Origin of the sequence: Streptomyces sp. AM 4-1-1 (assembly GCF_029167625.1) — a bacterium.
GTDB lineage: Bacteria > Actinomycetota > Actinomycetes > Streptomycetales > Streptomycetaceae > Streptomyces.
In genome coordinates, this window is sequence record NZ_CP119145.1 from 2,917,398 (window position 1) to 2,942,561 (window position 25,164).

General features: G+C 68.3%; 17 protein-coding genes, 3 rRNA genes and 3 pseudogenes. 4 read left to right on the plus strand and 19 right to left on the minus strand.

Going from position 1 to position 25,164, the window contains the following annotated elements:
* Positions 1 to 180 precede the first annotated feature (180 nt).
* The 6 genes from hemB to PZB75_RS12410 form a co-directional block, all read right to left on the minus strand.
* A complete protein-coding gene (gene hemB, locus PZB75_RS12385) occupies positions 181 to 1,176 on the minus strand; it encodes a porphobilinogen synthase (protein ID WP_275535360.1) in 996 nt (331 codons plus the stop codon).
* A gap of 275 nt (positions 1,177 to 1,451) precedes the next feature.
* On the minus strand, positions 1,452 to 3,122 hold the full coding sequence (locus PZB75_RS12390; protein WP_275535361.1) for a bifunctional uroporphyrinogen-III C-methyltransferase/uroporphyrinogen-III synthase: 1,671 nt from the start codon (positions 3,120 to 3,122) through the stop codon (positions 1,452 to 1,454).
* Positions 3,119 to 4,120, minus strand: coding sequence for a hydroxymethylbilane synthase (hemC, locus tag PZB75_RS12395; RefSeq protein ID WP_275535362.1), 1,002 nt, complete (start codon positions 4,118 to 4,120; stop codon positions 3,119 to 3,121). The genes PZB75_RS12390 and hemC overlap by 4 nt, the downstream gene beginning before the upstream one ends.
* Positions 4,117 to 5,607 carry a glutamyl-tRNA reductase gene (locus tag PZB75_RS12400; RefSeq protein WP_275535363.1) on the minus strand — a complete coding sequence of 497 codons (1,491 nt, stop codon included), beginning with the start codon at positions 5,605 to 5,607 and terminating at the stop codon, positions 4,117 to 4,119. The genes hemC and PZB75_RS12400 overlap by 4 nt, the downstream gene beginning before the upstream one ends.
* Positions 5,604 to 6,377: a redox-sensing transcriptional repressor Rex gene (locus PZB75_RS12405; RefSeq protein ID WP_275535364.1), complete on the minus strand. Its 774-nt coding sequence runs from the start codon at positions 6,375 to 6,377 to the stop codon at positions 5,604 to 5,606. The genes PZB75_RS12400 and PZB75_RS12405 overlap by 4 nt, the downstream gene beginning before the upstream one ends.
* 272 nt (positions 6,378 to 6,649) lie before the next feature.
* Entirely contained in the window at positions 6,650 to 6,925 is a 276-nt protein-coding gene (locus PZB75_RS12410) for a glutaredoxin family protein (protein ID WP_275535365.1), read from the minus strand.
* Positions 6,926 to 7,060: 135 nt separating this feature from the next.
* On the opposite strand from PZB75_RS12410, the gene PZB75_RS12415 reads away from it, so the two are divergent.
* The 3 genes from PZB75_RS12415 to PZB75_RS12425 all read left to right on the plus strand — a co-directional run bounded on the left by PZB75_RS12415 (position 7,061) and on the right by PZB75_RS12425 (position 10,709).
* Positions 7,061 to 8,038 carry an HAD-IB family hydrolase gene (locus tag PZB75_RS12415; protein WP_275535366.1) on the plus strand — a complete coding sequence of 326 codons (978 nt, stop codon included), beginning with the start codon at positions 7,061 to 7,063 and terminating at the stop codon, positions 8,036 to 8,038.
* A 463-nt stretch (positions 8,039 to 8,501) separates the two neighbouring features.
* Entirely contained in the window at positions 8,502 to 9,311 is an 810-nt protein-coding gene (locus PZB75_RS12420) for an ECF subfamily RNA polymerase sigma factor, BldN family (protein WP_275535367.1), read from the plus strand.
* A 195-nt stretch (positions 9,312 to 9,506) separates the two neighbouring features.
* Entirely contained in the window at positions 9,507 to 10,709 is a 1,203-nt protein-coding gene (locus PZB75_RS12425; protein ID WP_275535368.1) for a DUF5667 domain-containing protein, read from the plus strand.
* 148 nt (positions 10,710 to 10,857) lie between these two features.
* On the opposite strand, the gene PZB75_RS12430 is transcribed toward PZB75_RS12425, so the two are convergent.
* From PZB75_RS12430 to PZB75_RS12485, 12 genes and pseudogenes are all read right to left on the minus strand, one after another.
* Positions 10,858 to 11,895 (minus strand): lysophospholipid acyltransferase family protein, encoded by a 1,038-nt coding sequence (locus tag PZB75_RS12430; RefSeq protein WP_275535369.1) that lies wholly within the window; start codon positions 11,893 to 11,895, stop codon positions 10,858 to 10,860.
* A complete protein-coding gene (locus PZB75_RS12435; RefSeq protein WP_275535370.1) occupies positions 11,892 to 13,001 on the minus strand; it encodes an NAD-dependent epimerase/dehydratase family protein in 1,110 nt (369 codons plus the stop codon). The genes PZB75_RS12430 and PZB75_RS12435 overlap by 4 nt, the downstream gene beginning before the upstream one ends.
* Positions 13,002 to 13,244: 243 nt before the next feature.
* Complete coding sequence (locus PZB75_RS12440; protein WP_182446382.1) at positions 13,245 to 13,343, minus strand: AURKAIP1/COX24 domain-containing protein; 99 nt, start codon at positions 13,341 to 13,343, stop codon at positions 13,245 to 13,247.
* A gap of 111 nt (positions 13,344 to 13,454) precedes the next feature.
* A complete protein-coding gene (locus PZB75_RS12445; RefSeq protein ID WP_014046653.1) occupies positions 13,455 to 13,667 on the minus strand; it encodes a helix-turn-helix domain-containing protein in 213 nt (70 codons plus the stop codon).
* A 129-nt stretch (positions 13,668 to 13,796) separates the two neighbouring features.
* Entirely contained in the window at positions 13,797 to 14,612 is an 816-nt protein-coding gene (locus tag PZB75_RS12450; protein WP_275535371.1) for a phosphatase, read from the minus strand.
* A gap of 105 nt (positions 14,613 to 14,717) precedes the next feature.
* Entirely contained in the window at positions 14,718 to 15,890 is a 1,173-nt protein-coding gene (locus tag PZB75_RS12455) for an acetoin utilization protein AcuC (protein ID WP_275535372.1), read from the minus strand.
* Positions 15,859 to 17,064, minus strand: a complete 1,206-nt coding sequence (locus tag PZB75_RS12460; protein ID WP_275535373.1) for an MFS transporter — start codon at positions 17,062 to 17,064, stop codon at positions 15,859 to 15,861. Before PZB75_RS12460 ends, PZB75_RS12455 begins: the two co-directional genes overlap by 32 nt.
* Positions 17,065 to 17,107: 43 nt before the next feature.
* Positions 17,108 to 17,752: an HAD family hydrolase gene (locus PZB75_RS12465; RefSeq protein WP_275535374.1), complete on the minus strand. Its 645-nt coding sequence runs from the start codon at positions 17,750 to 17,752 to the stop codon at positions 17,108 to 17,110.
* Between the two features lie 73 nt (positions 17,753 to 17,825).
* Positions 17,826 to 17,942, minus strand: a 5S ribosomal RNA gene (gene rrf / locus PZB75_RS12470).
* Positions 17,943 to 18,022: 80 nt separating this feature from the next.
* Positions 18,023 to 21,149: ribosomal RNA gene (locus PZB75_RS12475) — 23S ribosomal RNA — on the minus strand.
* A gap of 296 nt (positions 21,150 to 21,445) precedes the next feature.
* Positions 21,446 to 22,973: ribosomal RNA gene (locus PZB75_RS12480) — 16S ribosomal RNA — on the minus strand.
* Together the 16S, 23S and 5S rRNA genes form the textbook arrangement of a ribosomal RNA operon.
* 693 nt (positions 22,974 to 23,666) lie before the next feature.
* Positions 23,667 to 23,949, minus strand: a pseudogene (locus PZB75_RS12485) (AraC family transcriptional regulator); the annotation flags it as partial.
* Here PZB75_RS12485 and PZB75_RS12490 point away from each other — a divergent pair.
* Positions 23,946 to 24,282, plus strand: a pseudogene (locus PZB75_RS12490) (cysteine hydrolase); the annotation flags it as partial. The pseudogenes PZB75_RS12485 and PZB75_RS12490 overlap by 4 nt on opposite strands.
* A 16-nt stretch (positions 24,283 to 24,298) precedes the next feature.
* Here PZB75_RS12490 and proC read toward each other — a convergent pair.
* Positions 24,299 to 25,135, minus strand: a pseudogene (gene proC / locus PZB75_RS12495) (pyrroline-5-carboxylate reductase); the annotation flags it as partial.
* Between the last annotated feature and the right edge of the window lie 29 nt (positions 25,136 to 25,164).

Sequence of the window (25,164 nt, forward strand, 5' to 3'; positions counted from 1 at the left end):
GGGCGGGCGGACACGGGCCTCACGCCCGAGGGCCGCCGCGCTCCGGCACGGCCACGGAATCCGCCGATCGGTCACATGCTCACCGGTGGCGGCCCGCCCTCCCCACCGGCCCCGATCCCCACCGGCCCCGCTCACCGAAGCGAACCGGACCGCCCGGCCCCCGCCCGGCAGAATCCCGGCTCAGCGCCCCAGCCGCAGCGCGACCTCCGTCGCCCAGTACGTCAGGATCATCCGCGCACCCGCCCGCCGGATGCCCGTCAGGCTCTCCATGATCGCCGCGTCCCGGTCGATCCAGCCCTTCTCGGCGGCGGCCTCGATCATCGCGTACTCGCCACTGATCTGGTACGCGGCGACCGGCACGTCCACCGCGTCCGCGACCTTCGCGAGGATGTCGAGGTACGGCCCGGCCGGCTTGACCATGACCATGTCGGCGCCCTCGGCGAGGTCCAGGGCCAGTTCGCGCAGCGACTCGCGGCTGTTCGCCGGGTCCTGCTGGTACGTCTTGCGGTCGCCCCTGAGCGACGAGCCGACCGCCTCGCGGAACGGGCCGTAGAAGGCGGAGGAGTACTTCGCGGTGTACGCGAGGACCGACACGTCCTCGTGGCCCGTCTGGTCCAGCGCGTCGCGGACCACGCCGACCTGGCCGTCCATCATGCCGCTCGGGCCGACCACATGGGCGCCCGCGTCGGCCTGCACCTGGGCCATCTCGGCGTACCGCTCCAGCGTGGCGTCGTTGTCGACGCGGCCGTCCTCGGTCAGGACACCGCAGTGGCCGTGGTCCGTGTACTCGTCCAGACAGAGGTCGGACATCACCACCAGATCGTCGCCGACCTCCTCGCGCACCGCCCGCAGCGCGACCTGGAGGATGCCGTCCGGGTCGGTGCCCGCCGTGCCCAGGGCGTCCTTCTTCTCGTCCAGCGGGACACCGAAGACCATCAGCCCGGAGACCCCGGCCGACACCGCGTCCACGGCTGCCTTCCGCAGGGTGTCCAGGGTGTGCTGCTGGACGCCGGGCATCGCCGAGATGCCGACGGGCGCGTCGATCCCCTCACGGACGAACGCGGGAAGGATCAGGTCCGCCGGGGAGAGGCGGGTCTCCGCGACCATCCGCCGCATCGCGGGCGTGGTCCGCAGCCGCCGGGGGCGGGCGCCGGGGAAGTTTCCGTACTCAGTCATCTCTTCAGTCGCCTCTTGGGTGGTCCGTAGCGGCACGAGCGTCGCCTCCCGCGTGGTCCGCGTTCAGCCGCACGATCGTCACGACTCGCGTGGGCCGTGGCGGCGCCACCGTCACGGCGAGGCCCGGCCGGTCCGTCGGGCCACCCCCGACGATAAACCCGGCCACGCGAACGCCTTACCGACACCCGGACCGGGAAACGAGAACCCGTGTACGGCGACGGGCGGCCCGGCCGCCGAAGCAGCCGGACCGCCCGTGATCACCTCGGTGACATCCGTCAGGTCGTCGTACGCCGTCTGCGCGCCCCCGGGCGCCGCTCGCTCGGCCGGGTGACCGGGTCACCGGCCTCCTTCGCGGCGTCCCTGCGCTGCGCGCCGAACGCGGCGAGCGCCTCGGCCAGCCTGTGCACCGACGGCTCCGGGGAGAGGACGTCGACGCGCAGCCCGTGCTCCTCGGCGGTCTTCGCCGTGGCGGGGCCGATGCACGCGATGACGGTCACGTTGTGCGGCTTGCCCGCGATGCCGACGAGGTTCCGTACCGTCGACGACGAGGTGAACAGCACCGCGTCGAACCCGCCGCCCTTGATCGCCTCCCGGGTCTCGGCGGGCGGCGGCGAGGCGCGGACCGTGCGGTACGCGGTGACGTCGTCGACCTCCCAGCCCAGCTCGATGAGCCCGGCGACCAGGGTCTCCGTGGCGATGTCGGCGCGCGGCAGGAACACCCGGTCGATCGGGTCGAAGACCGGGTCGTACGGCGGCCAGTCCTCCAGCAGCCCGGCGGCGGACTGCTCACCGGAGGGCACCAGATCCGGCTTCACACCGAAGTCGATCAGCGCGGCGGCGGTCTGCTCGCCGACCGCGGCGACCTTGATCCCGGCGAAGGCACGGGCGTCGAGCCCGTACTCCTCGAACTTCTCCCGGACCGCCTTGACCGCGTTGACACTCGTGAAGGCGATCCACTCGTACCGGCCCGTGACCAGGCCCTTGACCGCGCGCTCCATCTGCTGAGGGGTACGCGGCGGCTCGACGGCGATCGTCGGGACCTCGTGCGGCACGGCGCCGTACGAACGCAACTGGTCGGAGAGCGACGCCGCCTGCTCCTTCGTACGCGGCACGAGCACCTTCCAGCCGAACAGCGGCTTGGACTCGAACCACGCGAGCTGGTCGCGCTGGGCGGCGGAGCTGCGCTCACCGACCACGGCTATGACGGGCTGGTGCCCGTCCGGCGACGGGAGGACCTTGGCCTGCTTGAGGACCTGGGCGATCGTCCCGAGGGTCGCCGTCCAGGTGCGCTGGCGGGTCGTCGTACCACCGATGGTGACGGTGAGCGGGGTGTCGGGCTTACGGCCCGAGGAGACCAGCTCACCGGCCGCGGCGGCGACCGAGTCGAGCGTCGTCGAGACGACGGCGGTCGCGTCGCTCGCGCCGACCTCGGACCAACAGCGCTCGGAGGCGGTACGGGCGTCGACGAAACGCACATCGGCGCCCTGCGCGTCCCGCAGCGGCACACCGGCGTACGCGGGCACGCCCACGGCGTTCGCGACTCCGGGAACCACCTCGAAGGGGATGCCCTGAGCTGCGCACGCGAGCATCTCGGCGCCCGCGTCACCGTCCAGGCCCGGATCGCCCGAGACGGCACGTACCACCCGCCTGCCGCCCTTCGCTGCCTCCATGACAAGATTGGCGGCGTCCCTGAGAACGGGCACCCCGGCGGCTGTTGACAGATCGTCAACAACCGCCAGCTCAGGCGTGCTTACGCCTGCCCGCGCATGGCAGCGGACGACGTCGAGCACGTGCTGCTCGGCGACAAGGACGTCCGCGCTCGCCAGCGCCTCGACGGCGCGCAGGGTCAGCAGTCCCGGGTCGCCGGGACCGGCGCCGAGGAAGGTGACGTGCCCGTGTGCGGACGGGACAGGAAAGTCGGACGCGGCGTGGCCGGTGGGGCTCAAAGTGCTCGCTCCCCCATAAGACCGGCCGCACCCTTGGCAAGCATCTCGTCCGCGAGTTCGCGACCGAGCGCCGCCGCGTCGTCGTGCGACGTGGGAACGGGACCGGTGGTGGACATCTGCACCAGCGAGGCACCGTCGGTGGACCCGACGACTCCGCGCAGGCGCAGTTCATTGACAGCCTGCCCGTCGGCCTGCAGGTCGGCCAGCGCACCCACGGGTGCGGAGCAGCCGGCCTCCAGGGCGGCGAGCAGGGCACGCTCGGCGGTCACGGCGGCCCGGGTGTGCGGGTCGTCGAGCGCGGCGAGCGCGGTGGCGAGGTCGGCGCTGGACGCAGCGCACTCGATCGCCAGTGCTCCCTGACCGGGAGCGGGCAGCACGGTGTCCACCGACAGGAAATCGGTCACCTCACCGAGCCGGCCCAGGCGGCTGAGCCCGGCCGCGGCGAGAACCACCGCGTCCAGCTCGCCGCTTCGTACAAAACCGATGCGCGTATCGACGTTGCCCCGGATCGGGACCGTCTCGATGTCGAGACCGCGGCCCCGCGCGTACGCGTTGAGCTGCGCCATCCGGCGCGGCGAACCGGTGCCGACGCGGGCGCCGGACGGCAGCCCCTCCAGGGTCAGCCCGTCCCGTGCGACCAGCACGTCACGCGGGTCCTCGCGGCGCGGCACGGCGGCCAGCAGCAGGCTCTCGGGCTGTGTGGTCGGCAGGTCCTTGAGCGAGTGGACGGCGAAGTCCACCTCGCCGCGCAGCAGCGCCTCGCGCAGCGCGGCGACGAACACGCCGGTCCCGCCGATCTGCGCCAGGTGCTCCCGGGAGACGTCGCCGTACGTGGTGATCTCGACGAGCTCGACGGCGCGCCCGGTCACCTCGCCGACCGCGTCGGCGACGAGCCCGGACTGTGCCATGGCGAGTTTGCTGCGCCGGGTGCCCAGCCGGAGCGGACGTCGGTCGCCGGAAGCGGTGGCCCCCACGCCCAGGGGTGAGTTGTCGGTCATGACCGCCCTCTATTCGGGTCGTTCAGGTCTGCCCGGGAGACGGCGGCCACCGTCTGCGGGTCCAGGTCGAAGAGTTCACGCAGAGCGTCGGCGTACCCGGCGCCGCCGGGCTCGCTGGCGAGCTGCTTGACCCGCACGGTGGGCGCGTGCAGGAGCTTGTCGACGACGCGGCGCACGGTCTGCGAGATCTCGGCGCGCTGCTTCTCGTCCAGGTCGGGGAGTCGTCCGTCGAGCCGCGCGATCTCGCCGGCCACCACACCGGCGGCCATGGTGCGCAGGGCGACGACGGTCGGGGTGATGTGGGCGGCGCGCTGGGCGGCGCCGAAGGCGTCGACCTCGTCGGCGACGATGGTGCGCACCCGGTCGACGTCGGCGGCCATCGGCGCGTCGGCGGACGCGTCGGCGAGCGACTCGATGTCGACGAGGCGTACCCCGGCGAGCCGCTGCACGGCTCCGTCGATGTCGCGCGGCATGGCGAGGTCGAGCAGGGCGAGCTTGGCGGGGCCGGAACCCTGCGCGGGCACGGTGGCCCGGCGTACGGCCTGGGCCTGCGCGGTCGCGGCGGCGGCGCCGTTCTCCACCCAGGCCGCGTGCTGGTCGAGCCCGGCGGGTGCGGAGAGCTGTCCGGCGGGCGCGTCGACGGCGGCGTCGAGGGCGGTGCCGAGCGCGTCGGCGACGGTCTCGGCGGTCAGCACGAGCCCGGTGGCTCCGGTGCAGGACACCACGACGTCGGCACGTGTCAGTTCTTCGGGCACGGCGTTCATCGCGACCACTCGGGCGGCGGTGTCACCGGTCGCGGTCAGGATCTCGACGAGGCGGTCGGCGCGGGCCCGGGTGCGGTTGGCGACGGCGATCTCGGCGACGCCCGCACGGGCCAGGGTGGCGGCGGCGAGCGAGGACATCGAGCCCGCGCCGATCACCAGGGCGCGCTTGTCCCTGGCCCAGTCGCCCACGTCGGCGCCGTCGGCCAGCTGCTCCAGGCCGAAGGTGACGAGCGACTGCCCGGCCCGGTCGATCCCGGTCTCGCTGTGGGCGCGCTTGCCGACCCGCAGGGCCTGCTGGAACAGGTCGTTGAGCAGCCGGCCCGCGGTGTGCAGCTCCTGCCCCAGGGCGAGCGCGTCCTTGATCTGGCCGAGGATCTGGCCCTCGCCGACGACCATCGAGTCCAGCCCGCAGGCCACCGAGAAGAGGTGGTGGACGGCCCGGTCCTCGTAGTGCACATAGAGATAGGGGGTGAGCTCGTCGAGGCCGACCCCGCTGTGCTGGGCGAGCAGCGTGGACAGCTCGGCGACGCCCGCGTGGAACTTGTCCACGTCGGCGTACAGCTCGATGCGGTTGCAGGTGGCGAGGACGGTGGCCTCGACCGCGGGCTGCGCGGCGAGGGTGTCCTGGAGGAGCTTGGCCTGGGCGTCGGACGCCAGCGAGGCCCGCTCCAGTACGGAGACGGGGGCGCTGCGGTGGCTCAGGCCCACGACGAGGAGACTCATGCCGGCATCACGGCGGGCAGATCGCCGTCGGGTCCCTTCCTGCTGGTCCCGGCCGTGCTGCGGACGGGGGGCACGACCACGTCGGCGTCGGGCCCGGCGGCGGCTTCCTCGCCGGCCTTGCGCTGCTCGTGGAAGGCGAGGATCTGGAGTTCGATGGAGAGGTCGACCTTGCGGACGTCGACGCCGTCCGGCACCGACAGCACGGTCGGCGCGAAGTTCAGGATGGAGGTGACGCCCGCGGCGACCAGCCGCTCGCAGACCTGCTGGGCCGCGCCGGCGGGGGTGGAGATGACGCCGATGGAGACGCCGTTCTCGCTGACGATGCGTTCCAGCTCGTCGGAGTGCTGGACGGGGATACCGGCGACGGGCGTCCCGGCCATGGCGGGGTCGGCGTCGATGAGCGCGGCGACCCGGAAGCCGCGGGAGGCGAACCCGCCGTAGTTGGCGAGCGCGGCGCCGAGGTTACCGATGCCGACGATGACGACCGGCCAGTCCTGGGTGAGCCCGAGTTCGCGGGAGATCTGGTAGACGAGGTATTCGACGTCGTAGCCCACGCCGCGCGTCCCGTAGGACCCGAGGTAGCTGAAGTCCTTACGGAGCTTCGCCGAGTTGACCCCCGCCGCCGCGGCCAGTTCCTCGGACGAGACCGTGGGGACCGAGCGTTCGGAGAGCGCCGTCAATGCGCGTAGGTACAACGGAAGTCGGGCGACAGTGGCCTCGGGAATTCCTCGGCTACGGGTCGCCGGTCGGTGAGTTCGGCCAGTTGCCACGGTGCTCCTGCGGGATGAGCGGGGCTCTAGGCGGCCGTATGTCCCTGGACCGCCCCGTCGGATGCAGGCTATGTCTTTGTGAACGCGTGCACAAAGATGGTGTCCGTTTTGTCCGGTCAAAGTGACCGGGGTCACGCGCATTCGTCGCGCGATCCCGGAACCATGGACCGCATCAGCCCGTTGCGGGCCCGAAGGGGGCAAAGCCGCACACACTCCTCACGTCCACGCCCCCGAGAACACCCAAAACGCCCATGATGGTAACCGGCTTTCGCTCAGGCACCCAGCGCCTTGCGCAACCGGACCGGATCGACCCGCCAGAACGTGTGCTGTTCCCCGTCCACGAGGACCACCGGGATCTGCTCCCAGTACATCCGGTACAGCTCCTGGTCCTGACCGATGTCCTTCTCCTCCCAGGACGCACCGGTCTCCTCACAGACCTCCCGCACCACCCGCCTCGCGTCATCGCAGAGATGACACCCGGGCTTCCCGACCAGGGTCACCTTCCGGTCCGCGGGCTTCTTCCTCGTACGACGCAACAGGGCACTCATGCCCTCATTCTGCGCCCGCCCGTCACCTCCGGCGGAGACCGGACGGCCGCGGGACCGTCCGCCGTCCGTACGGAGTTCACCCCCCGGCGGCCCGACGGTTCGGGAATGGCCGAACACAATGGCTATGCTCGCGACATGGCCGCTCTTGGATGGCTCACCCCGCGTAGGCGCTCCGCGACAGCACGGAGCGTGCTCGCGGGCGAGGCGGCGGCGGAGGCGGCACGCAAGTCCTCGCACCCCGCCGGACCGGAGACCGAACAGGCCGGAACGGAAGACGCCGCGCACCCGGCCGGGACGGAAGAGGCACCCGACCGGGCCGCGCCCGCCTTCCCCGTCGTCGGCGACGACCGCGCCGCCGCCTTCTTCGACCTCGACAACACCGTGATGCAGGGCGCGGCCCTCTTCCACTTCGGCAGGGGCCTCTACAAGCGCAAGTTCTTCGAGCGCCGCGAGCTGACCCGGTTCGCCTGGCAGCAGGCGTGGTTCCGGCTGGCCGGCGTCGAGGACCCGGAACACATGCAGGACGCCCGCGACAGCGCGCTCTCCATCGTCAAGGGACACCTCGTCTCCGAGCTGATGTCCATCGGCGAGGAGATCTACGACGAGTACATGGCCGACCGCATCTGGCCCGGCACCCGCGCCCTGGCCCAGGCCCACCTCGACGCCGGGCAGAAGGTCTGGCTGGTCACCGCGGCCCCGGTGGAGACGGCCACGATCATCGCCCGCCGCCTCGGCCTGACCGGCGCCCTCGGCACGGTCGCGGAATCGGTCGACGGCGTCTACACGGGCCGCCTGGTCGGCGAGCCCCTGCACGGCCCCGCGAAGGCCGAAGCGGTCCGCGCACTGGCCGCCGCGGAGGGCCTGGACCTCGACCGCTGCGCCGCGTACAGCGACTCGCACAACGACATCCCGATGCTCTCCCTCGTCGGCCACCCGTACGCGATCAACCCGGACGCCAAGCTCCGCCGGCACGCCCGCGCCCACGAGTGGCGGCTGCGCGACTACCGCACGGGCCGCAAGGCGGCCAAGGTAGGTATCCCGGCCGCCGCCGGGGTCGGCGCGCTCGCGGGCGGCACGGCGGCCGCCGTCGCCCTGCACCGCCGCCGGCGCTGACCACCGCCCCACTCCCACCACCGCCCCGCGCCGGCCATCACCTCCGGCCGGACCCGCGCCGGCTCCCCCGCCCCGCCCGACGCGTCCACCCGCCCTCCGGCGGCAGTCCCGCGACCGATCACGACCGGTCACGACCGGCCACGTCGAGCCACAGCCAAACGCAACCAATCGCGCACCTCGCCCGGTCCGCCGCTCCGGCCGGTCGGCCTCTATCAGTACGGCCACAACCCGTCACGGCGATAGGCAGAATGCGAAGGAATTCGATCAATAACCGATCACGACGTGTCGCCTGAACCGTCACTTAGTCGCAAGAGAAGCGACGGAAGCGATGATTTGAGCAACTGGGTGTAGCAACGCCTGTACGAAGCGTTATTCTCCTCAGACGCATTCCGGAACCCGAACTCACCACGACGAGTAACGGTTCCGCACTGCACGTGATGGAAGCTCTGCCTCTGGGAGTCCCGTGTACCCACACGTCGGGGTTGACGCCTCGGGCCTGGCTACGCTGCGCGCATCGGTCCTCGACCGCTTGCGCGGCTTCGTCCCCACCGCGTACGCCGTCCCCGCCTTCGCCACCCCTACGCCTGCCGCCGTCCCCGCTTTCGCCTCCCCTGCGCCTGCCGGCCCCTGCTACGCCCTGGCCGAACGCGGTGCGGCGGTCGGGAGACGCAGCAGCCGCGGGGCCGCAACCACCTCGACCGTCCGCCGACCCACCGCCGACAGCGACAGCGCGCGCATGATGGACCTCGTCGAGCGCGCGCAAGCCGGCGAGGCCGATGCCTTCGGCCGCCTCTACGACCAGTACAGCGACACCGTCTACCGCTACATCTACTACCGCGTCGGTTCCAAGGCGACGGCGGAGGACCTCACCAGTGAGACCTTCCTGCGCGCCCTGCGCCGCATCTCCACCTTCACCTGGCAGGGCCGCGACTTCGGCGCCTGGCTGGTCACCATCGCCCGCAACCTCGTCGCCGACCACTTCAAGTCCAGCCGGTTCCGGCTGGAGGTCACCACCGGCGAGATGCTCGACGCGAACGAGGTCGAGCGCAGCCCCGAGGACTCCGTCCTGGAGGCCCTGTCCAACGCCGCGCTGCTCCAGGCCGTGCGCAAACTCAACCCCCAGCAGCAGGAGTGTGTGACGCTGCGCTTCCTGCAAGGACTGTCGGTCGCCGAGACCGCCCGGGTGATGGGCAAGAACGAGGGCGCGATCAAGACCCTCCAGTACCGTGCCGTCCGCACCCTGGCCCGGCTCCTGCCGGACGATGCCCGCTGACCGCCCCCGCCACGATCCGTCCGATCATCTTTCGTCCGTAACCCAACTGCCGCGCCACTCGTTGTGCCGGATGCAGGCCCCCTGTCGTCACATCATGTCCGCAGCCACTCACTCGATCGGGTGGATGCGAGCAGGGTGTGCAACCTTCCGGACCGCCAGGGGAGTCGACCGTCATGACGAGAGGAGGTGCCGCCAGTGATCGCAAACGTATCGGCGAACCGGCGGGCGAACGCCTTCGCCCAGGCCCTGGAGGAGCAGCAGCCCCAGGGTGCGGCGGCCGTACAGCCCGAGGAACCGGCCGAAGCGGCCGACCGAGGACCGCTGTTGGCCCTGGCGAACGGCCTCGGTGAGCTGCCGAGGCCGGAGATGGATACCGAGGTCAAAGTGGTGCAGCGAGCCCAGCTCGTCGCGGCCATGGAGACCATGTTCGCCGAGGGCGGCGCGTCCACGGGCCCTACGGTGCCCGAACAGCGGAGCAAAGGCGCCCACCGGGCGTCCCCGCTGGGAAAGCTGCGCCCCCGCTCCCGCTGGTCGAAGGGGCTCGCCGCCGGCGGTCTCACGGTCGGTGTGGCCGCGGGCGCTTTCGGCGGAGTGGCCGCTGCCAGCTCCGACGCCCTGCCCGGTGATTCGCTGTACGGGCTGAAGCGCGGCATGGAGGACATCCACCTCGGTCTGGCCAACGGGGACGCCGACCGCGGCGAGGTCTACCTCGACCAGGCGTCGACCCGGCTCAGCGAGGCCCGACGACTGATGGAGCGGGGCCGCGCGGGAGAGATGGACCACGAAGCACTCGGCGAGATCAGGCGCGCGCTCAACGGCATGATGCACGACGCCAGCGAGGGCCACCGGCTGCTGCACTCCGCCTACGAGCGGGACGGCGGCATCGGCCCGATCCGGACCCTGGACTCCTTCACCCGCTCCCACCGCAAGAGCTGGAGCAGCCTCCGCGACCGGCTGCCCGTCCAGCTCACCGATGTCGGCGACAAGGTCAACTCCGTCTTCGACGCCATGGACGAAGAGGTCGAACCACTCCAGGCCCTGCTGCCGCGCCCCCCGGGCGCCCCCGACCGGCACCAGCCGTCCGGCTCCTCCCGCGACGTCACCGGCGGCGCCGAGGACCGCACGACCCCTTCGGCCCCCGACACCTCGCAGGACCGCAAGGGCGGCCCCGACGCCACCACCCCGCACCCCTCGGGCAGCGGCGCCACCACCGACGGCGGCCTGCTCGGCGGCCGTACCGGTGGCAACCTCCTGGACCCACCGGAATCGGACAACACCGCCCCGTCGGCCCCCGACGGCCGCCCCACCACTCCGCCCACCCCGGACGTCACGCTGCCCCCGCTGCTCCCCGGCCTGCTCCCGGGCCTGGGCATCAACGGCGAGGACGTCAAGCCGTAGCCATACACGGCTCAGGCCGCAGACAGCCGTACACACAGCTCAAGCCACAGCCGTACGCAGGTGGGGCGCACTCGATTTACGAGTGCGCCCCACCTGTGCGTCCCCGCCGTCCACGCGCGAGGGGACCGGGCCCCAGAAGCTGCCCGCGTCAGAAGAACACCGACCTGCGCTGCACCAGCAGCCGGTACAGCGTGTGCTGGATCTGCTCCCGCACCTGATCGGTCAGATTGAACATCAGCATCGGGTCCTCGGCCGCCTCCGCCGCGTACCCGTCCGTCGGGATCGGCTCACCGAACTGGATCGTCCACTTCGTCGGCAACGGCACCGCGCCCAGCGGCCCCAGCAGCGGAAACGTCGGCGTGATCGGGAAGTACGGAATCCCCAGCACCCGCGCCAGCGTCCTGGCGTTCCCGATCATCGGATAGATCTCCTCCGCGCCCACGATCGAGCACGGCACGATCGGCACCCCCGCACGCAGCGCCGTCGAGACGAAACCGCCCCGGCCGAACCGCTGGAGCTTGTACCGCTCGCCGAACGGCTTGCCGATGCCCTTGAACCCCTCCGGCATCACCCCGACCAGCTCGCCGCGCTGCAACAGACGCTCCGCGTCCTCCGCGCAGGCCAGCGTGTGACCCGCCTTGCGGGCCAGCTCGTTGACGACCGGCAGCATGAAGACCAGATCGGCGGCCAGCAGCCGCAGATACCGGTCCGCCGGGTGATGGTCGTGGACGGCGACCTGGAGCATCAGCCCGTCCAGCGGCAACGTCCCGGAGTGGTTGGCCACGATCAGCGCCCCGCCTTCGGACGGGATGTTCTCGATGCCCTTCACCTCGACCCTGAAGTACTTCTCGTACAACGGCCGCAGCAACGACATCAGGACCTGGTCGGTGAGTTCCTTGTCGTACCCGAACTCGTCGACGTCGTACTCACCGGTCACCCTGCGCCGCAGGAACGCCAGCCCGCCCGCGATCCGCCGCTCCCAGACGCCGTCGCCGCCCCCCGCCGCCTCCGGTGCCTCCGCGCCCGCCGAGGTGCCCTCCGGGCCCTCCGTCGCGTCCGGGCGCCCCGGGAGCGCGCTGACGGGCGCCGTACCGACCTCGCCCGGACCCGAACGGCGGCGCGCCGAGCGCGGGGTGCCCGACCGTGAACGGTCGTCGTCGAACGGAATGACCTTGGCATCCGTCATCGTCGGTGCGCTCCTCTGCCTGGCGCTGTACGGGTGGTCCCTGCCGTGCCGCCGGGGCGGGGGCGGGGGCGGGGGCGGGACGCGAACGACGCCGCGGCCAGCCGGTCCACGGCCGCGCCCGTCCGCTCCGGCGGCAGCAGCCCCGGCCCCCGGCTGCGCGCGAAGTCCCCGAAGGTCTCCGCGGTGGTGAACGCGGGGTGGAAGCCCAGGGTCTCGCGCATCTCGACGGTGGAGACCACCCTGCCATGGGTGAGCAGCCGGATCTGTTCCGGGGAGAAGTCCGTCATACCGACCGTGCGCAGCGCCTGGCCGATCCAGGTCACGGCGGGCAGCGGCACCGGCACGGTCGGCCGCCCCAGCCGTCGCGAGCACTGCGAGAGCAACAGCACGCCGTCGCCCGCGATGTTGAACGTGCCGCTGTTGAGGGTGCCGCGGCGGGGTTCGCGCGAGGCGATCGCCAGCACGTCGATGACATCGTCCTCGTGGACGAACTGGAGTCTGGGGTCGTACCCGAAGACGGTCGGCAGGACCGGCAACGACAGGTAGTCGGCGAGCGGGGTCTCCGCGTCCGGTCCGAGGATGTTCGCGAAGCGCAGCACACAGACGGCGACGTCCGGTCTGCGGCGGGCGAAGCCCCGTACGTATCCCTCGACCTCCACCGCGTCCTTGGCGAAACCCCCGCTGGACAGGGACTTGGGCGCGGTGGCCTCGGTGAGGACCGCGGGGTCGCGGGGCGCGGAGCCGTACACGCTCGTACTGGACTTCACGACGAGCCGCCGTACGGTCGGCGACTTCTGGCAGGCGCCGAGGAGCTGCATGGTGCCGATGACGTTGGTCTCCTTGACCGTCGCCCGGCCGCCGGTGCCGAACGCCATGCCGGTGACGTTCAGATGGACCACCGTGTCCACGGCGTGCTCGGCGAGGACCCGCGCGATGGCGGGCTGCCGGATGTCCGCCTGTACGAAGTGGGCGCCCGCCGGCGGCTGCTCGGGCGCGACCGCGTCGACGGCGATCACCCGGTCCACCTCCGGATCGCGCAGGACGCGCCGGACGAAGCGATCGCCGAGCTGCCGGGCCGCTCCTGTGACGAGCACGACCTTGCCCAAGATCCGCGCCTTCCGTCGGTCTCCCGCGGCGGGTGTTCTCCCCCCGGAAGAGGGTTTTCCCCTGTCCGTCACCGTAGCGGGTGGAGCGGACACCGCACCCGCCCCGTCACGCCGTTTCGCCGACCGTGCGCCGCCCACCGGCCGGCGGCGGCCCCGCGGGGCCCCGGACCACCACCCGGTGAACGTGCCGCAGCCCTCCCGCCGTGACGGCGGGAGGGCTGCGGTTGCACGGACTGCGCTCGCTTACTTCTTGTTGCGACGCTGAATACGCGTGCGCTTGAGCAGCTTGCGGTGCTTCTTCTTGGCCATCCGCTTGCGCCGCTTCTTAATGACAGAGCCCACGACTACCCTCGCTCACTTCTTCTTCACTGGTGCGGGGCGTCTGGGCCCACACGACCTACGTCGGCCTAGCCTACCCGCCACCGGGTGAGGGACGTAATCCGAGGGGAAACGTCAGGCCGACTCCACCCCCACAAAGGACTCGCGGAGATACTCGTGAACCGCTTGCTCCGGAACCCGGAAGGACCTGCCCACCCGGATCGCCGGCAGATGACCGCTGTGCACCAAGCGGTACACGGTCATCTTCGACACTCGCATGACCGAGGCGACTTCCGCCACGGTCAGAAACTTGACCTCGTTGAGAGGCCTCTCGCTGCCAGCAGCCATGACCCACCTGTACCTTCCGCACCCGACGCACACCGGCTTCCCCTCCGGTGACTCTTCGTCGTTGTGCGCTCACTCACCAGACTAGGGGCGGGTGATACGAGTGGGGAAGAGGAGGGGGTCCCCGGCCCGTTACCGGGACAGAAACGCCCGATTGAGCACATAGCGCGTGAGTGGTCGGTAGTAATCGGAGCGCACGCCGTCATCAAGCGGAACCACCACCGACACCCGCCCCTCGGCCTCCCCGACGAACAGCGCGGGGTCGTCCGTGTCCGCCAGGCCGATGGCCTCGATGCCCAGTTGACCTGCCCCGCAGACCCATCCGTGATCGCCGATCACCAACTCGGGCAGCGGGTCCCCGGCCTCCGCGATCCCCTCCAGGGCGACACGAACCGGGAGTGGTGAATGCGTGTGCGCGCCGGTGCCACTGCCCGGAACTCGCGCGCCGGGTTCGCGCACCAGCGCGACTCCCCGTACGTGGTCGAGGTTGTACGTACGTACGCCGAACCGGGTCGTCATGTCGACACTTCTCCCCCGCGCGGGGGTGAGTACACGACACCCCGCCGCCGACATGGCGTCCGCCAGTCCGGCGTAGAAGCCCAGCAGCCGATGCGGATGACCGGTCCCGAACAGCACGGGCACCCGGTGGTACGCGGCGGCGGACAGCCGTACGGCGAACGCGTCCAGGGCCGCCAACGTCCGTTCGGGGTCGATGACATCGGGCCCCGCCGTGTGCCCGGGATCGTCCGACACCCCGCACCGGTCGGCCATCAGACGCAGCAGGTCGCGCTCCTCCCAGCACCGGGCGGAGGCGAGCCCGAGCGTCACCCTCGGGTCCCTGGCCGCGAACAGACGATAGCTCCGCAGGCTCTCCTCCCGCAGGGTGGCGACGGGTCCGGCCAGCCGGGCCGCCAGCAGATGCGCGCGCAGCGCTCCGGTACTCAACACCCTGCCGATGGTGACGCACCCGGGACGGCCGGGAGCGGAAAGACGGATTCCGACCACCGTTGGCGTAACCGGAACACCCGCGCACACCACCGGCACCCCGTCGGATCACATCAGCAGCCCGCGCAGCGGGAACGCCGCCCGCCTGGTCGCGATCACCGCCTGGTCCAGCCGGTCGGCGGGGTCGTACCCCTCGTCCCACGACCGCCAGCTCGGGGTACGCCCGTCGGTCATCCGGCCCGGACCCAACTGCCGTGTCCTGGCGTACACCTCGTCCCGCCACGACGACGGGATCACCGACTCCGGATCGACCGGGGCGTGCGCGGCGATCCCCACGAGATGCGTCCAGGACCTCGGCACCACGTCGACGACCGCGTAACCGCCCCCGCCGAGCGCCACCCAGCGCCCACCGTCCGCGTACGTGTGGGCCAGCTCGTGGCAGGAGGCCATCACCGCCCGCTGCGCGTCCAGCGACACCGCCAGATGGGCCAGCGGGTCCTCGAAGTGCGTATCGGCGCCGTGCTGCGTCACCAGCACCTGCGGCCGGAAGTCCGCCAGCAGCTCGGGGACCACCGCGTGGAACGCCCGCAGCCACCCCGCGTCACCGGTACCGGCCGGCAGCGCCAGGTTCACCGCCCCGCCCGCACCGTCCCCGGCCCCCGTCTCCTCCGGCCAGCCGGTCTGCGGGAACAGCGTCCGTGGATGCTCGTGCAGCGACACCGTCAGCACCCTGGGGTCCTCCCAGAACGCCGCCTGCACCCCGTCCCCGTGATGCACGTCCACGTCGACGTACGCGACCCGCTCCGCGCCCAGCTCCAGCAGCCGGGCGATGGCCAGCGCCGGATCGTTGTAGACGCAGAACCCGGACGCGGCGCCGGGCATCGCGTGGTGCAGCCCCCCGGTGAAGTTCACGGCGTGCGCGGTGTCACCGCGCCACACGGCCTCGGCGGCCCCCACCGACTGCCCGGCGATCAGCGCGGACACCTCGTGCATCCCGGCGAACGCCGGATCGTCGACCGTGCCGAGCCCGTACGCCTGATCGGCCGCCTTCGGGTCCGCGGACGCCGCCCGCACGGCCGCCACATAGTCCTCACGGTGCACCAGCCGCAGGGTGGACTCCCCCGCGGGCCTGGCCGCCACCACGTCGACCGCCCCGTCCAGCCCGAACGCCCGCACCAGCCCCATCGTCAGGGCCAGCCTGACCGGGTCCATGGGATGGCTGTCCCCGAAGTCGTATCCCGTTACCGCGTCATCCCACATCAGCTGTGCGCGCCCGCTCATGCCCGCCACCGTACCGGTCGGTATCCGGGGCGAACGAGCGGGCGTACACCAGCGTCGCGAGCACCAGCACCATCGGCACCAGCATCGCCCCCCGATAGCTCCACGCGTCCCCGAGCGCCCCGACAAGCGGCGACCCCACCAGGAAGCCCACGTAGTTGAAGACGTTGAGCCGGGCGACAGCCGTGTCACTCGCCCCGGGGAACATCCGCCCCGCCGCCGCGAACGTCTGCGGCACGATCACACAGAGCCCGAACCCCAGCATCGTGAACCCTGCCATCCCGATCCACGCCCCGGACGCCAGCGCCACCACCGCGAACCCGCCGGCCGCCACGACACTCCCGCACCGCACGACGGCCACGGCCCCGAACCGCCGCACCCCGAAGTCCCCCACGGCACGCCCCAGCAGCGTGGTCACCATGTAGACGTTGTACGGGACCGTCGACAGCTGCTCCGAACTCCCCAGCACGTCCTGGAGGTACTTCGCGCTCCAGTTGGAGACCGTCGAGTCCCCGATGTACGCGAAGCTCATCACCAGACACAGCGGCAGCAGCACCCGGAACGAGACCCCGGCCCCCTGCACCGCCGCCGCCGTCCCCGGTCCCTCCACCGCCTCCACGCCCTCGGCGTACCAACGACTCCCGATCAGCGCGGCGGGCAGCAGCAGGACGACCACCGGAAGGTAAGAGGCCAACAGCGACAGATCCCAGTGCGCCCCCGCCCACGCCATCGACGCCCCGGCGATCCCGCCCAGGCTGTACGCGGCGTGGAAACCCAGCATGATGCTGCGCCCGTACGCCCGTTGCAGGCTGACGCCCATCATGTTCATCGACGCGTCGAGCGCCCCGACCGCGAGCCCGAAGGAACCGAGCGCGAGCGCGACGGCCCACAGCCCGTGCCCGGCCCCGGTGGCGAGCAACGCGAGCAGCACGACGGGCTGCGCCCACCTCAGCACGACACGGGGCCGCACCCGCGCGACCACCTTCTCGGTGACCACACTGCCCACACCGGCCAGGATCGGCACGGCGGCGAGGAAGACGGGCAGCAGCCCGTCGGATATCCCGTACCGGTCCTGGACGGCCGGGATACGTGTCACGAGCAGAGCGAAGGTCACTCCCTGCACGAAGAAGCTGAACACCAGGGAGGTTCTGCCGTGCCGCACGCGTGCGTCTGTCATGGCCGCTCAGCGTAGAGCCCCGGCCTACCCGTGGGTAGATGGATCAGGCAAGCAATTCCGGCAGCTGCGTCATGTCGGAGAAGTACGCGGTCACCCCGGTCAGCCGGTCCGCGGGCATCATCGACGTGAATCCGTACACGTCCATCCCCGCGGCCCTGGCGGCCTCCACTCCGAGGGGGCTGTCCTCGATCACCACACAGCGCTCGGGTGCGACACCCATCCGCTCGGCGGCGTACAGGAAGAGGTCGGGGGCCGGCTTGCCGCGCCCGACGTCCTCCGCGCTGAAGATCCACTCGTCCTCGAACCACTGGTCGAGGCCGGTCTTGAGGTGTCCGACCCTGATCCGCTCATGGCTGCCGGAGGAGGCGACGCAGTACGGCACGCCCTCGGCGACGAGCTTCCCGAGCACATCGGCGACCCCGTCCACCGGCTCAAGTCCCTGCTGGAACGCGGCGAAGATCCGCGCGTGCAGCATCTCGTCGAAGTCCATGGGCAGCTTCTGCCCGGTCCGCTCCTGTACGAGGTCGTGCACCCGGTGCACGGCGGCCCCCATGAAGTCACGGAGCGATTCCTCGTACGTGGTCGGGTGTCCCAGCTCCGTCAGGTAGGTGGAGAGGATGGTGTTGGAGAGCGGCTCGCTGTCGACGAGCACACCGTCATTGTCGAAGATGACCAGTTCGTAGCGCATGGGTCGACCCTAAAGGTTCGGAACGCAGAAAAGCCCCGTGCCACAAGGACACGGGGCTTTCCCGTCACAAATAGTTCGGCGGCGACCTACTCTCCCACAGGGTCCCCCCTGCAGTACCATCGGCGCTGAAAGGCTTAGCTTCCGGGTTCGGAATGTAACCGGGCGTTTCCCTAACGCAATGACCACCGAAACACTATGAAAATGTGAACCAACCGGACAACAACACAGCCGTTCATTATTTCAGAACCAACACAGTGGACGCGAGCAACTGAGGACAAGCCCTCGGCCTATTAGTACCAGTCAGCTCCACCCGTTACCAGGCTTCCACATCTGGCCTATCAACCCAGTCGTCTACTGGGAGCCTTAACCCCTCAAAGGAGGTGGGAATACTCATCTCGAAGCAGGCTTCCCGCTTAGATGCTTTCAGCGGTTATCCTTTCCGAACGTAGCCAACCAGCCATGCCCTTGGCAGGACAACTGGCACACCAGAGGTTCGTCCGTCCCGGTCCTCTCGTACTAGGGACAGCCCTTCTCAATATTCCTACGCGCACAGCGGATAGGGACCGAACTGTCTCACGACGTTCTAAACCCAGCTCGCGTACCGCTTTAATGGGCGAACAGCCCAACCCTTGGGACCGACTCCAGCCCCAGGATGCGACGAGCCGACATCGAGGTGCCAAACCATCCCGTCGATATGGACTCTTGGGGAAGATCAGCCTGTTATCCCCGGGGTACCTTTTATCCGTTGAGCGACGGCGCTTCCACAAGCCACCGCCGGATCACTAGTCCCGACTTTCGTCCCTGCTCGACCCGTCGGTCTCACAGTCAAGCTCCCTTGTGCACTTACACTCAACACCTGATTACCAACCAGGCTGAGGGAACCTTTGGGCGCCTCCGTTACTCTTTAGGAGGCAACCGCCCCAGTTAAACTACCCATCAGACACTGTCCCTGATCCGGATCACGGACCCAGGTTAGACATCCAGCACGACCAGAGTGGTATTTCAACGACGACTCCGCAACCACTGGCGTGGCCACATCACAGTCTCCCACCTATCCTACACAAGCCGAACCGAACACCAATATCAAACTATAGTAAAGGTCCCGGGGTCTTTCCGTCCTGCTGCGCGAAACGAGCATCTTTACTCGTAGTGCAATTTCACCGGGCCTATGGTTGAGACAGTCGAGAAGTCGTTACGCCATTCGTGCAGGTCGGAACTTACCCGACAAGGAATTTCGCTACCTTAGGATGGTTATAGTTACCACCGCCGTTTACTGGCGCTTAAGTTCTCAGCTTCGCACACCCAAAAGCGCACTAACCGGTCCCCTTAACGTTCCAGCACCGGGCAGGCGTCAGTCCGTATACATCGCCTTACGGCTTCGCACGGACCTGTGTTTTTAGTAAACAGTCGCTTCTCGCTGGTCTCTGCGGCCACCCCCAGCTCATGGAGCAAAGCCCAATCACCAGAAATGGCCCCCCTTCTCCCGAAGTTACGGGGGCATTTTGCCGAGTTCCTTAACCATAGTTCACCCGAACGCCTCGGTATTCTCTACCTGACTACCTGAGTCGGTTTAGGGTACGGGCCGCCATGAAACTCGCTAGAGGCTTTTCTCGACAGCATAGGATCATCCACTTCACCACAATCGGCTCGGCATCAGGTCTCACCCTCCATGTTGCACGGATTTACCTGCACAACGGGCTACACCCTTACCCCGGGACAACCACCGCCCGGGCTGGACTACCTTCCTGCGTCACCCCATCGCTTACCTAATACAAGTCTGGATCGTCGGCTCCACCACTACCCTCAACTCCGAAGAGATCAGGCCGGCTTCACGGACTTAGCATCGCCTGATTCAGTACTGGGCGTTTCAAAGCGGGTACCGGAATATCAACCGGTTGTCCATCGACTACGCCTGTCGGCCTCGCCTTAGGTCCCGACTTACCCTGGGCAGATCAGCTTGACCCAGGAACCCTTAGTCAATCGGCGCACACGTTTCTCACGTGTGTATCGCTACTCATGCCTGCATTCTCACTCGTGAACCGTCCACAACTCGCTTCCGCGGCTGCTTCACCCGGCACACGACGCTCCCCTACCCATCCCAGCCCCCGTTAGGAGTACATGCTGAAATGACACGACTTCGGCGGTACGCTTGAGCCCCGCTACATTGTCGGCGCGGAATCACTTGACCAGTGAGCTATTACGCACTCTTTCAAGGATGGCTGCTTCTAAGCCAACCTCCTGGTTGTCTCTGCGACTCCACATCCTTTCCCACTTAGCGTACGCTTAGGGGCCTTAGTCGATGCTCTGGGCTGTTTCCCTCTCGACCATGGAGCTTATCCCCCACAGTCTCACTGCCGCGCTCTCACTTACCGGCATTCGGAGTTTGGCTAAGGTCAGTAACCCGGTAGGGCCCATCGCCTATCCAGTGCTCTACCTCCGGCAAGAAACACACGACGCTGCACCTAAATGCATTTCGGGGAGAACCAGCTATCACGGAGTTTGATTGGCCTTTCACCCCTAACCACAGGTCATCCCCCAGGTTTTCAACCCTGGTGGGTTCGGTCCTCCACGAAGTCTTACCTCCGCTTCAACCTGCCCATGGCTAGATCACTCCGCTTCGGGTCTTGAGCGCGCTACTAAAACGCCCTATTAGGACTCGCTTTCGCTACGGCTTCCCCACACGGGTTAACCTCGCAACACACCGCAAACTCGCAGGCTCATTCTTCAAAAGGCACGCAGTCACGACGCACCGAGCAAGCTCGATGCGCGACGCTCCCACGGCTTGTAGGCACACGGTTTCAGGTACTATTTCACTCCGCTCCCGCGGTACTTTTCACCATTCCCTCACGGTACTATCCGCTATCGGTCACCAGGGAATATTTAGGCTTAGCGGGTGGTCCCGCCAGATTCACACGGGATTTCTCGGGCCCCGTGCTACTTGGGAAATTCTCAAGCAAGCCGTTGATGTTTCAGCTACGGGGGTCTTACCCTCTACGCCGGACCTTTCGCATGTCCTTCGCCTACACCAACGGTTTCTGACTTGCCGACCAATCGGCAGATTGATCAAGAGAACTCCCACAACCCCGCATGCGCAACCCCTGCCGGGTATCACACACATACGGTTTGGCCTCATCCAGTTTCGCTCGCCACTACTCCCGGAATCACGGTTGTTTTCTCTTCCTGAGGGTACTGAGATGTTTCACTTCCCCTCGTTCCCTCCACACTGCCTATGTGTTCAGCAGCGGGTGACAGCCCATGACGACTGCCGGGTTTCCCCATTCGGACACCCCCGGATCAAAGCTTGGTTGACAGCTCCCCGGGGCCTATCGTGGCCTCCCACGTCCTTCATCGGTTCCTGGTGCCAAGGCATCCACCGTGCGCCCTTAAAAACTTGGCCACAGATGCTCGCGTCCACTGTGCAGTTCTCAAACAACGACCAGCCACCCATCACCCCACCCCGAAAGGTGAGTGCACTGGGGCCGGCAACCGAAGGCGACCATACGGCCGTACCTTCAGACACCCAACAGCGTGCCCGGACCGGTCAAACCTTTTTCATGTTCCACGCCGAAGCAGTACTAATGAACAAGACCCAACCAGACCGAATAGTCAACGTTCCACCCATGAGCTGACCACCGCCGGACAGATGCCGACGTAGTGGCTCTGGACCCCTCGCAGGGTCTAGATGCTCCTTAGAAAGGAGGTGATCCAGCCGCACCTTCCGGTACGGCTACCTTGTTACGACTTCGTCCCAATCGCCAGTCCCACCTTCGACAGCTCCCTCCCCACAAGGGGGTTGGGCCACCGGCTTCGGGTGTTACCGACTTTCGTGACGTGACGGGCGGTGTGTACAAGGCCCGGGAACGTATTCACCGCAGCAATGCTGATCTGCGATTACTAGCAACTCCGACTTCATGGGGTCGAGTTGCAGACCCCAATCCGAACTGAGACCGGCTTTTTGAGATTCGCTCCGCCTCACGACATCGCAGCTCATTGTACCGGCCATTGTAGCACGTGTGCAGCCCAAGACATAAGGGGCATGATGACTTGACGTCGTCCCCACCTTCCTCCGAGTTGACCCCGGCGGTCTCCTGTGAGTCCCCATCACCCCGAAGGGCATGCTGGCAACACAGGACAAGGGTTGCGCTCGTTGCGGGACTTAACCCAACATCTCACGACACGAGCTGACGACAGCCATGCACCACCTGTACACCGACCACAAGGGGGGCACCATCTCTGATGCTTTCCGGTGTATGTCAAGCCTTGGTAAGGTTCTTCGCGTTGCGTCGAATTAAGCCACATGCTCCGCTGCTTGTGCGGGCCCCCGTCAATTCCTTTGAGTTTTAGCCTTGCGGCCGTACTCCCCAGGCGGGGAACTTAATGCGTTAGCTGCGGCACCGACGACGTGGAATGTCGCCAACACCTAGTTCCCAACGTTTACGGCGTGGACTACCAGGGTATCTAATCCTGTTCGCTCCCCACGCTTTCGCTCCTCAGCGTCAGTAATGGCCCAGAGATCCGCCTTCGCCACCGGTGTTCCTCCTGATATCTGCGCATTTCACCGCTACACCAGGAATTCCGATCTCCCCTACCACACTCTAGCCTGCCCGTATCGACTGCAGACCCGGGGTTAAGCCCCGGGCTTTCACAACCGACGTGACAAGCCGCCTACGAGCTCTTTACGCCCAATAATTCCGGACAACGCTTGCGCCCTACGTATTACCGCGGCTGCTGGCACGTAGTTAGCCGGCGCTTCTTCTGCAGGTACCGTCACTTGCGCTTCTTCCCTGCTGAAAGAGGTTTACAACCCGAAGGCCGTCATCCCTCACGCGGCGTCGCTGCATCAGGCTTTCGCCCATTGTGCAATATTCCCCACTGCTGCCTCCCGTAGGAGTCTGGGCCGTGTCTCAGTCCCAGTGTGGCCGGTCGCCCTCTCAGGCCGGCTACCCGTCGTCGCCTTGGTAGGCCATCACCCCACCAACAAGCTGATAGGCCGCGGGCTCATCCTGCACCGCCGGAGCTTTCAACCCCATCCCATGCGGGACAGAGTATTATCCGGTATTAGACCCCGTTTCCAGGGCTTGTCCCAGAGTGCAGGGCAGATTGCCCACGTGTTACTCACCCGTTCGCCACTAATCCACCCCGAAAGGCTTCATCGTTCGACTTGCATGTGTTAAGCACGCCGCCAGCGTTCGTCCTGAGCCAGGATCAAACTCTCCGTGAATGTTTTCCCGTAATCGGGACACACATCACGAGAGCGGAACAACCGGTCGGAATAAGACCGGTCATCCACAGCGTCCTCGCTGTGTCATTGCCTGCCCCCAGCCACAAGGACCGGTGAACAGGACTTTCAAAGGAACCACCAACCTGCCGAAACAGGCCGGGGTATCAACATATCTGGCGTTGACTTTTGGCACGCTGTTGAGTTCTCAAGGAACGGACGCTTCCTTCGTACTCACCCTCTCAGGCTTTCCTCCGGGCGCTTCCTTCCGGTCTTGCGTTTCCGACTCTATCAGACTCTTTCGCGTCCGATTCCCGGCCGGCCGGGCTGCTTTCCAGCTCCTCGCTTTCGCGTTTCCCTTTCCAGCGGTTCCGACTCTATCAGATCCTTTCGGGCCTGATTCCCAGTCAGCGGGCCTCGTCTTCCCGGCCGTTGAGCCGTTCCGACGAGTGAGACTTTAGCGGATTCCTCGGCCCCGAAGCCAATCGGGGCCGCGTTCCTTCGAACGCGGATTCCTCATTTCGCATAGGCGCACAGAAAGCCGCACGACTGACGTCGTTCGCTTGATGTGGTCACTGCGGAATGGCTGTCCGGGGACCGACCGGGGTCGGCGCTCACGTCGGACAACTCGGAGCACACTACGGACCCAGGGGGAGGGTGTCAACCCCGGGGTTGACCGGGTGATCAGCCGGCGATGGGCGTCGTGCCGGTGGTGGCCTGGAGCCGGCGGGCGACGGTGCGGGGGGACATGCCCGCTCGGGCGGCCGGCCCGGCGATCGTGTGAGGTTCCGCCGGTCGGGCCAACGCGTGCGCCCGGATTTCCGCCAGGGTGTCCGCGTCCCGGTCGGCTTGGCGTGGGGTGCTCGACGAACTGGGCCTGGGTGCCCGTGCGGAACGGGGCCGTCACCATCGAGCGGGCGATCGTCGCCGCGGCCTCCGCACCGTGGAACGTACGGACGAGGTGGAGGCAGAGGTCGACGCAAGGGTGGCGGGGCGGAGCTGTTACTGACGAAGGCCGTGAATTCGGCCTTCTACGGGACGCCCGATCTCGATGTCTGGCTGTGCGAGGCCGGGATCGTGGGGGCCGGGCCGGGCCGGCATGTGCGCGGAGACGACGGCGCGAACGGGTGGGGACCTCGGGTACGGGGTGTTCTTCGCGCTCGACGCGACGTACACGTTCGACGGGGCCGGGCCGTGGGGTGGGAGCTGGGCGCGGACGGGCTGGTGGCACGAGCCCACCGCCGTGTCGCTGCACGGCGGTGGGTTCGCGGAGGTGGTGACGAGCGCGGAGCTGAGCGCGGCCGTGGGGTGACGGGGCCGGGTCGGGGTCAGCCGTTGCCCGAGGCCAGTTCGCGGCTGCGGTCGCGGGCGGCTTCGAGGGCGGCGATGAGTGCGGCCCGTACGCCGTGGTTCTCCAGTTCGCGGATGGCGCTGATGGTCGTGCCGGCCGGGCTGGTGACCGCCTCGCGGAGCTTGACCGGGTGTTCGCCGCTGTCGCGGAGCATCACGGACGCGCCGACGGCGGCCTGGACGATGAGGTCGTGGGCCTGGGCGCGGGGCAGGCCGAGGAGGATGCCCGCGTCGGTCATCGCCTCGACGAGGAAGTAGAAGTACGCGGGCCCGGAACCGGAGAGCGCGGTCGCCGCGTCCTGCTGTGACTCGGGGACGCGGAGGGTCTTGCCGACGCCGCCGAAGATGTTCTCGGCGTGCACCAGGTGCTCGGTGGTGGCGTGGCTGCCCGCGGAGATGACGGACATGCCCTCGTCCACGAGGACGGGGGTGTTCGGCATGACCCGTACGACCGGGGTGTCCGCGGTGAGGCGGTCCTCGATGAAGGCGGTCGTGATGCCGGCGGCGGCGCTGATGATGAGGCGGTCGGCGGTGACGTGCGGGGCGAGTTCGTCGAGGAGCCTGCCCATGTCCTGCGGCTTGACCGCGAGGATGAGGATGTCGGCGCGCTCGGCCGCCTCGGCGTTGTCGACGGATTCGACGCCGTAGCGGGTGAGGAGTTCGTCGGCGCGCTCGGTGCGGCGGGTGGTGACCAGCAGGTCGGTGGGGCGCCAGCCGGCTCGGATCATTCCGCTGAGCAGGGCCTCGCCGATCTTTCCTGTGCCGAGGACTGCGACTGTCTGGGTCATGCGGTTCATCCTCCGGGGCGGGGCTCGGTGCGCTGCGTCGCGAGCGAGCCGGGTGC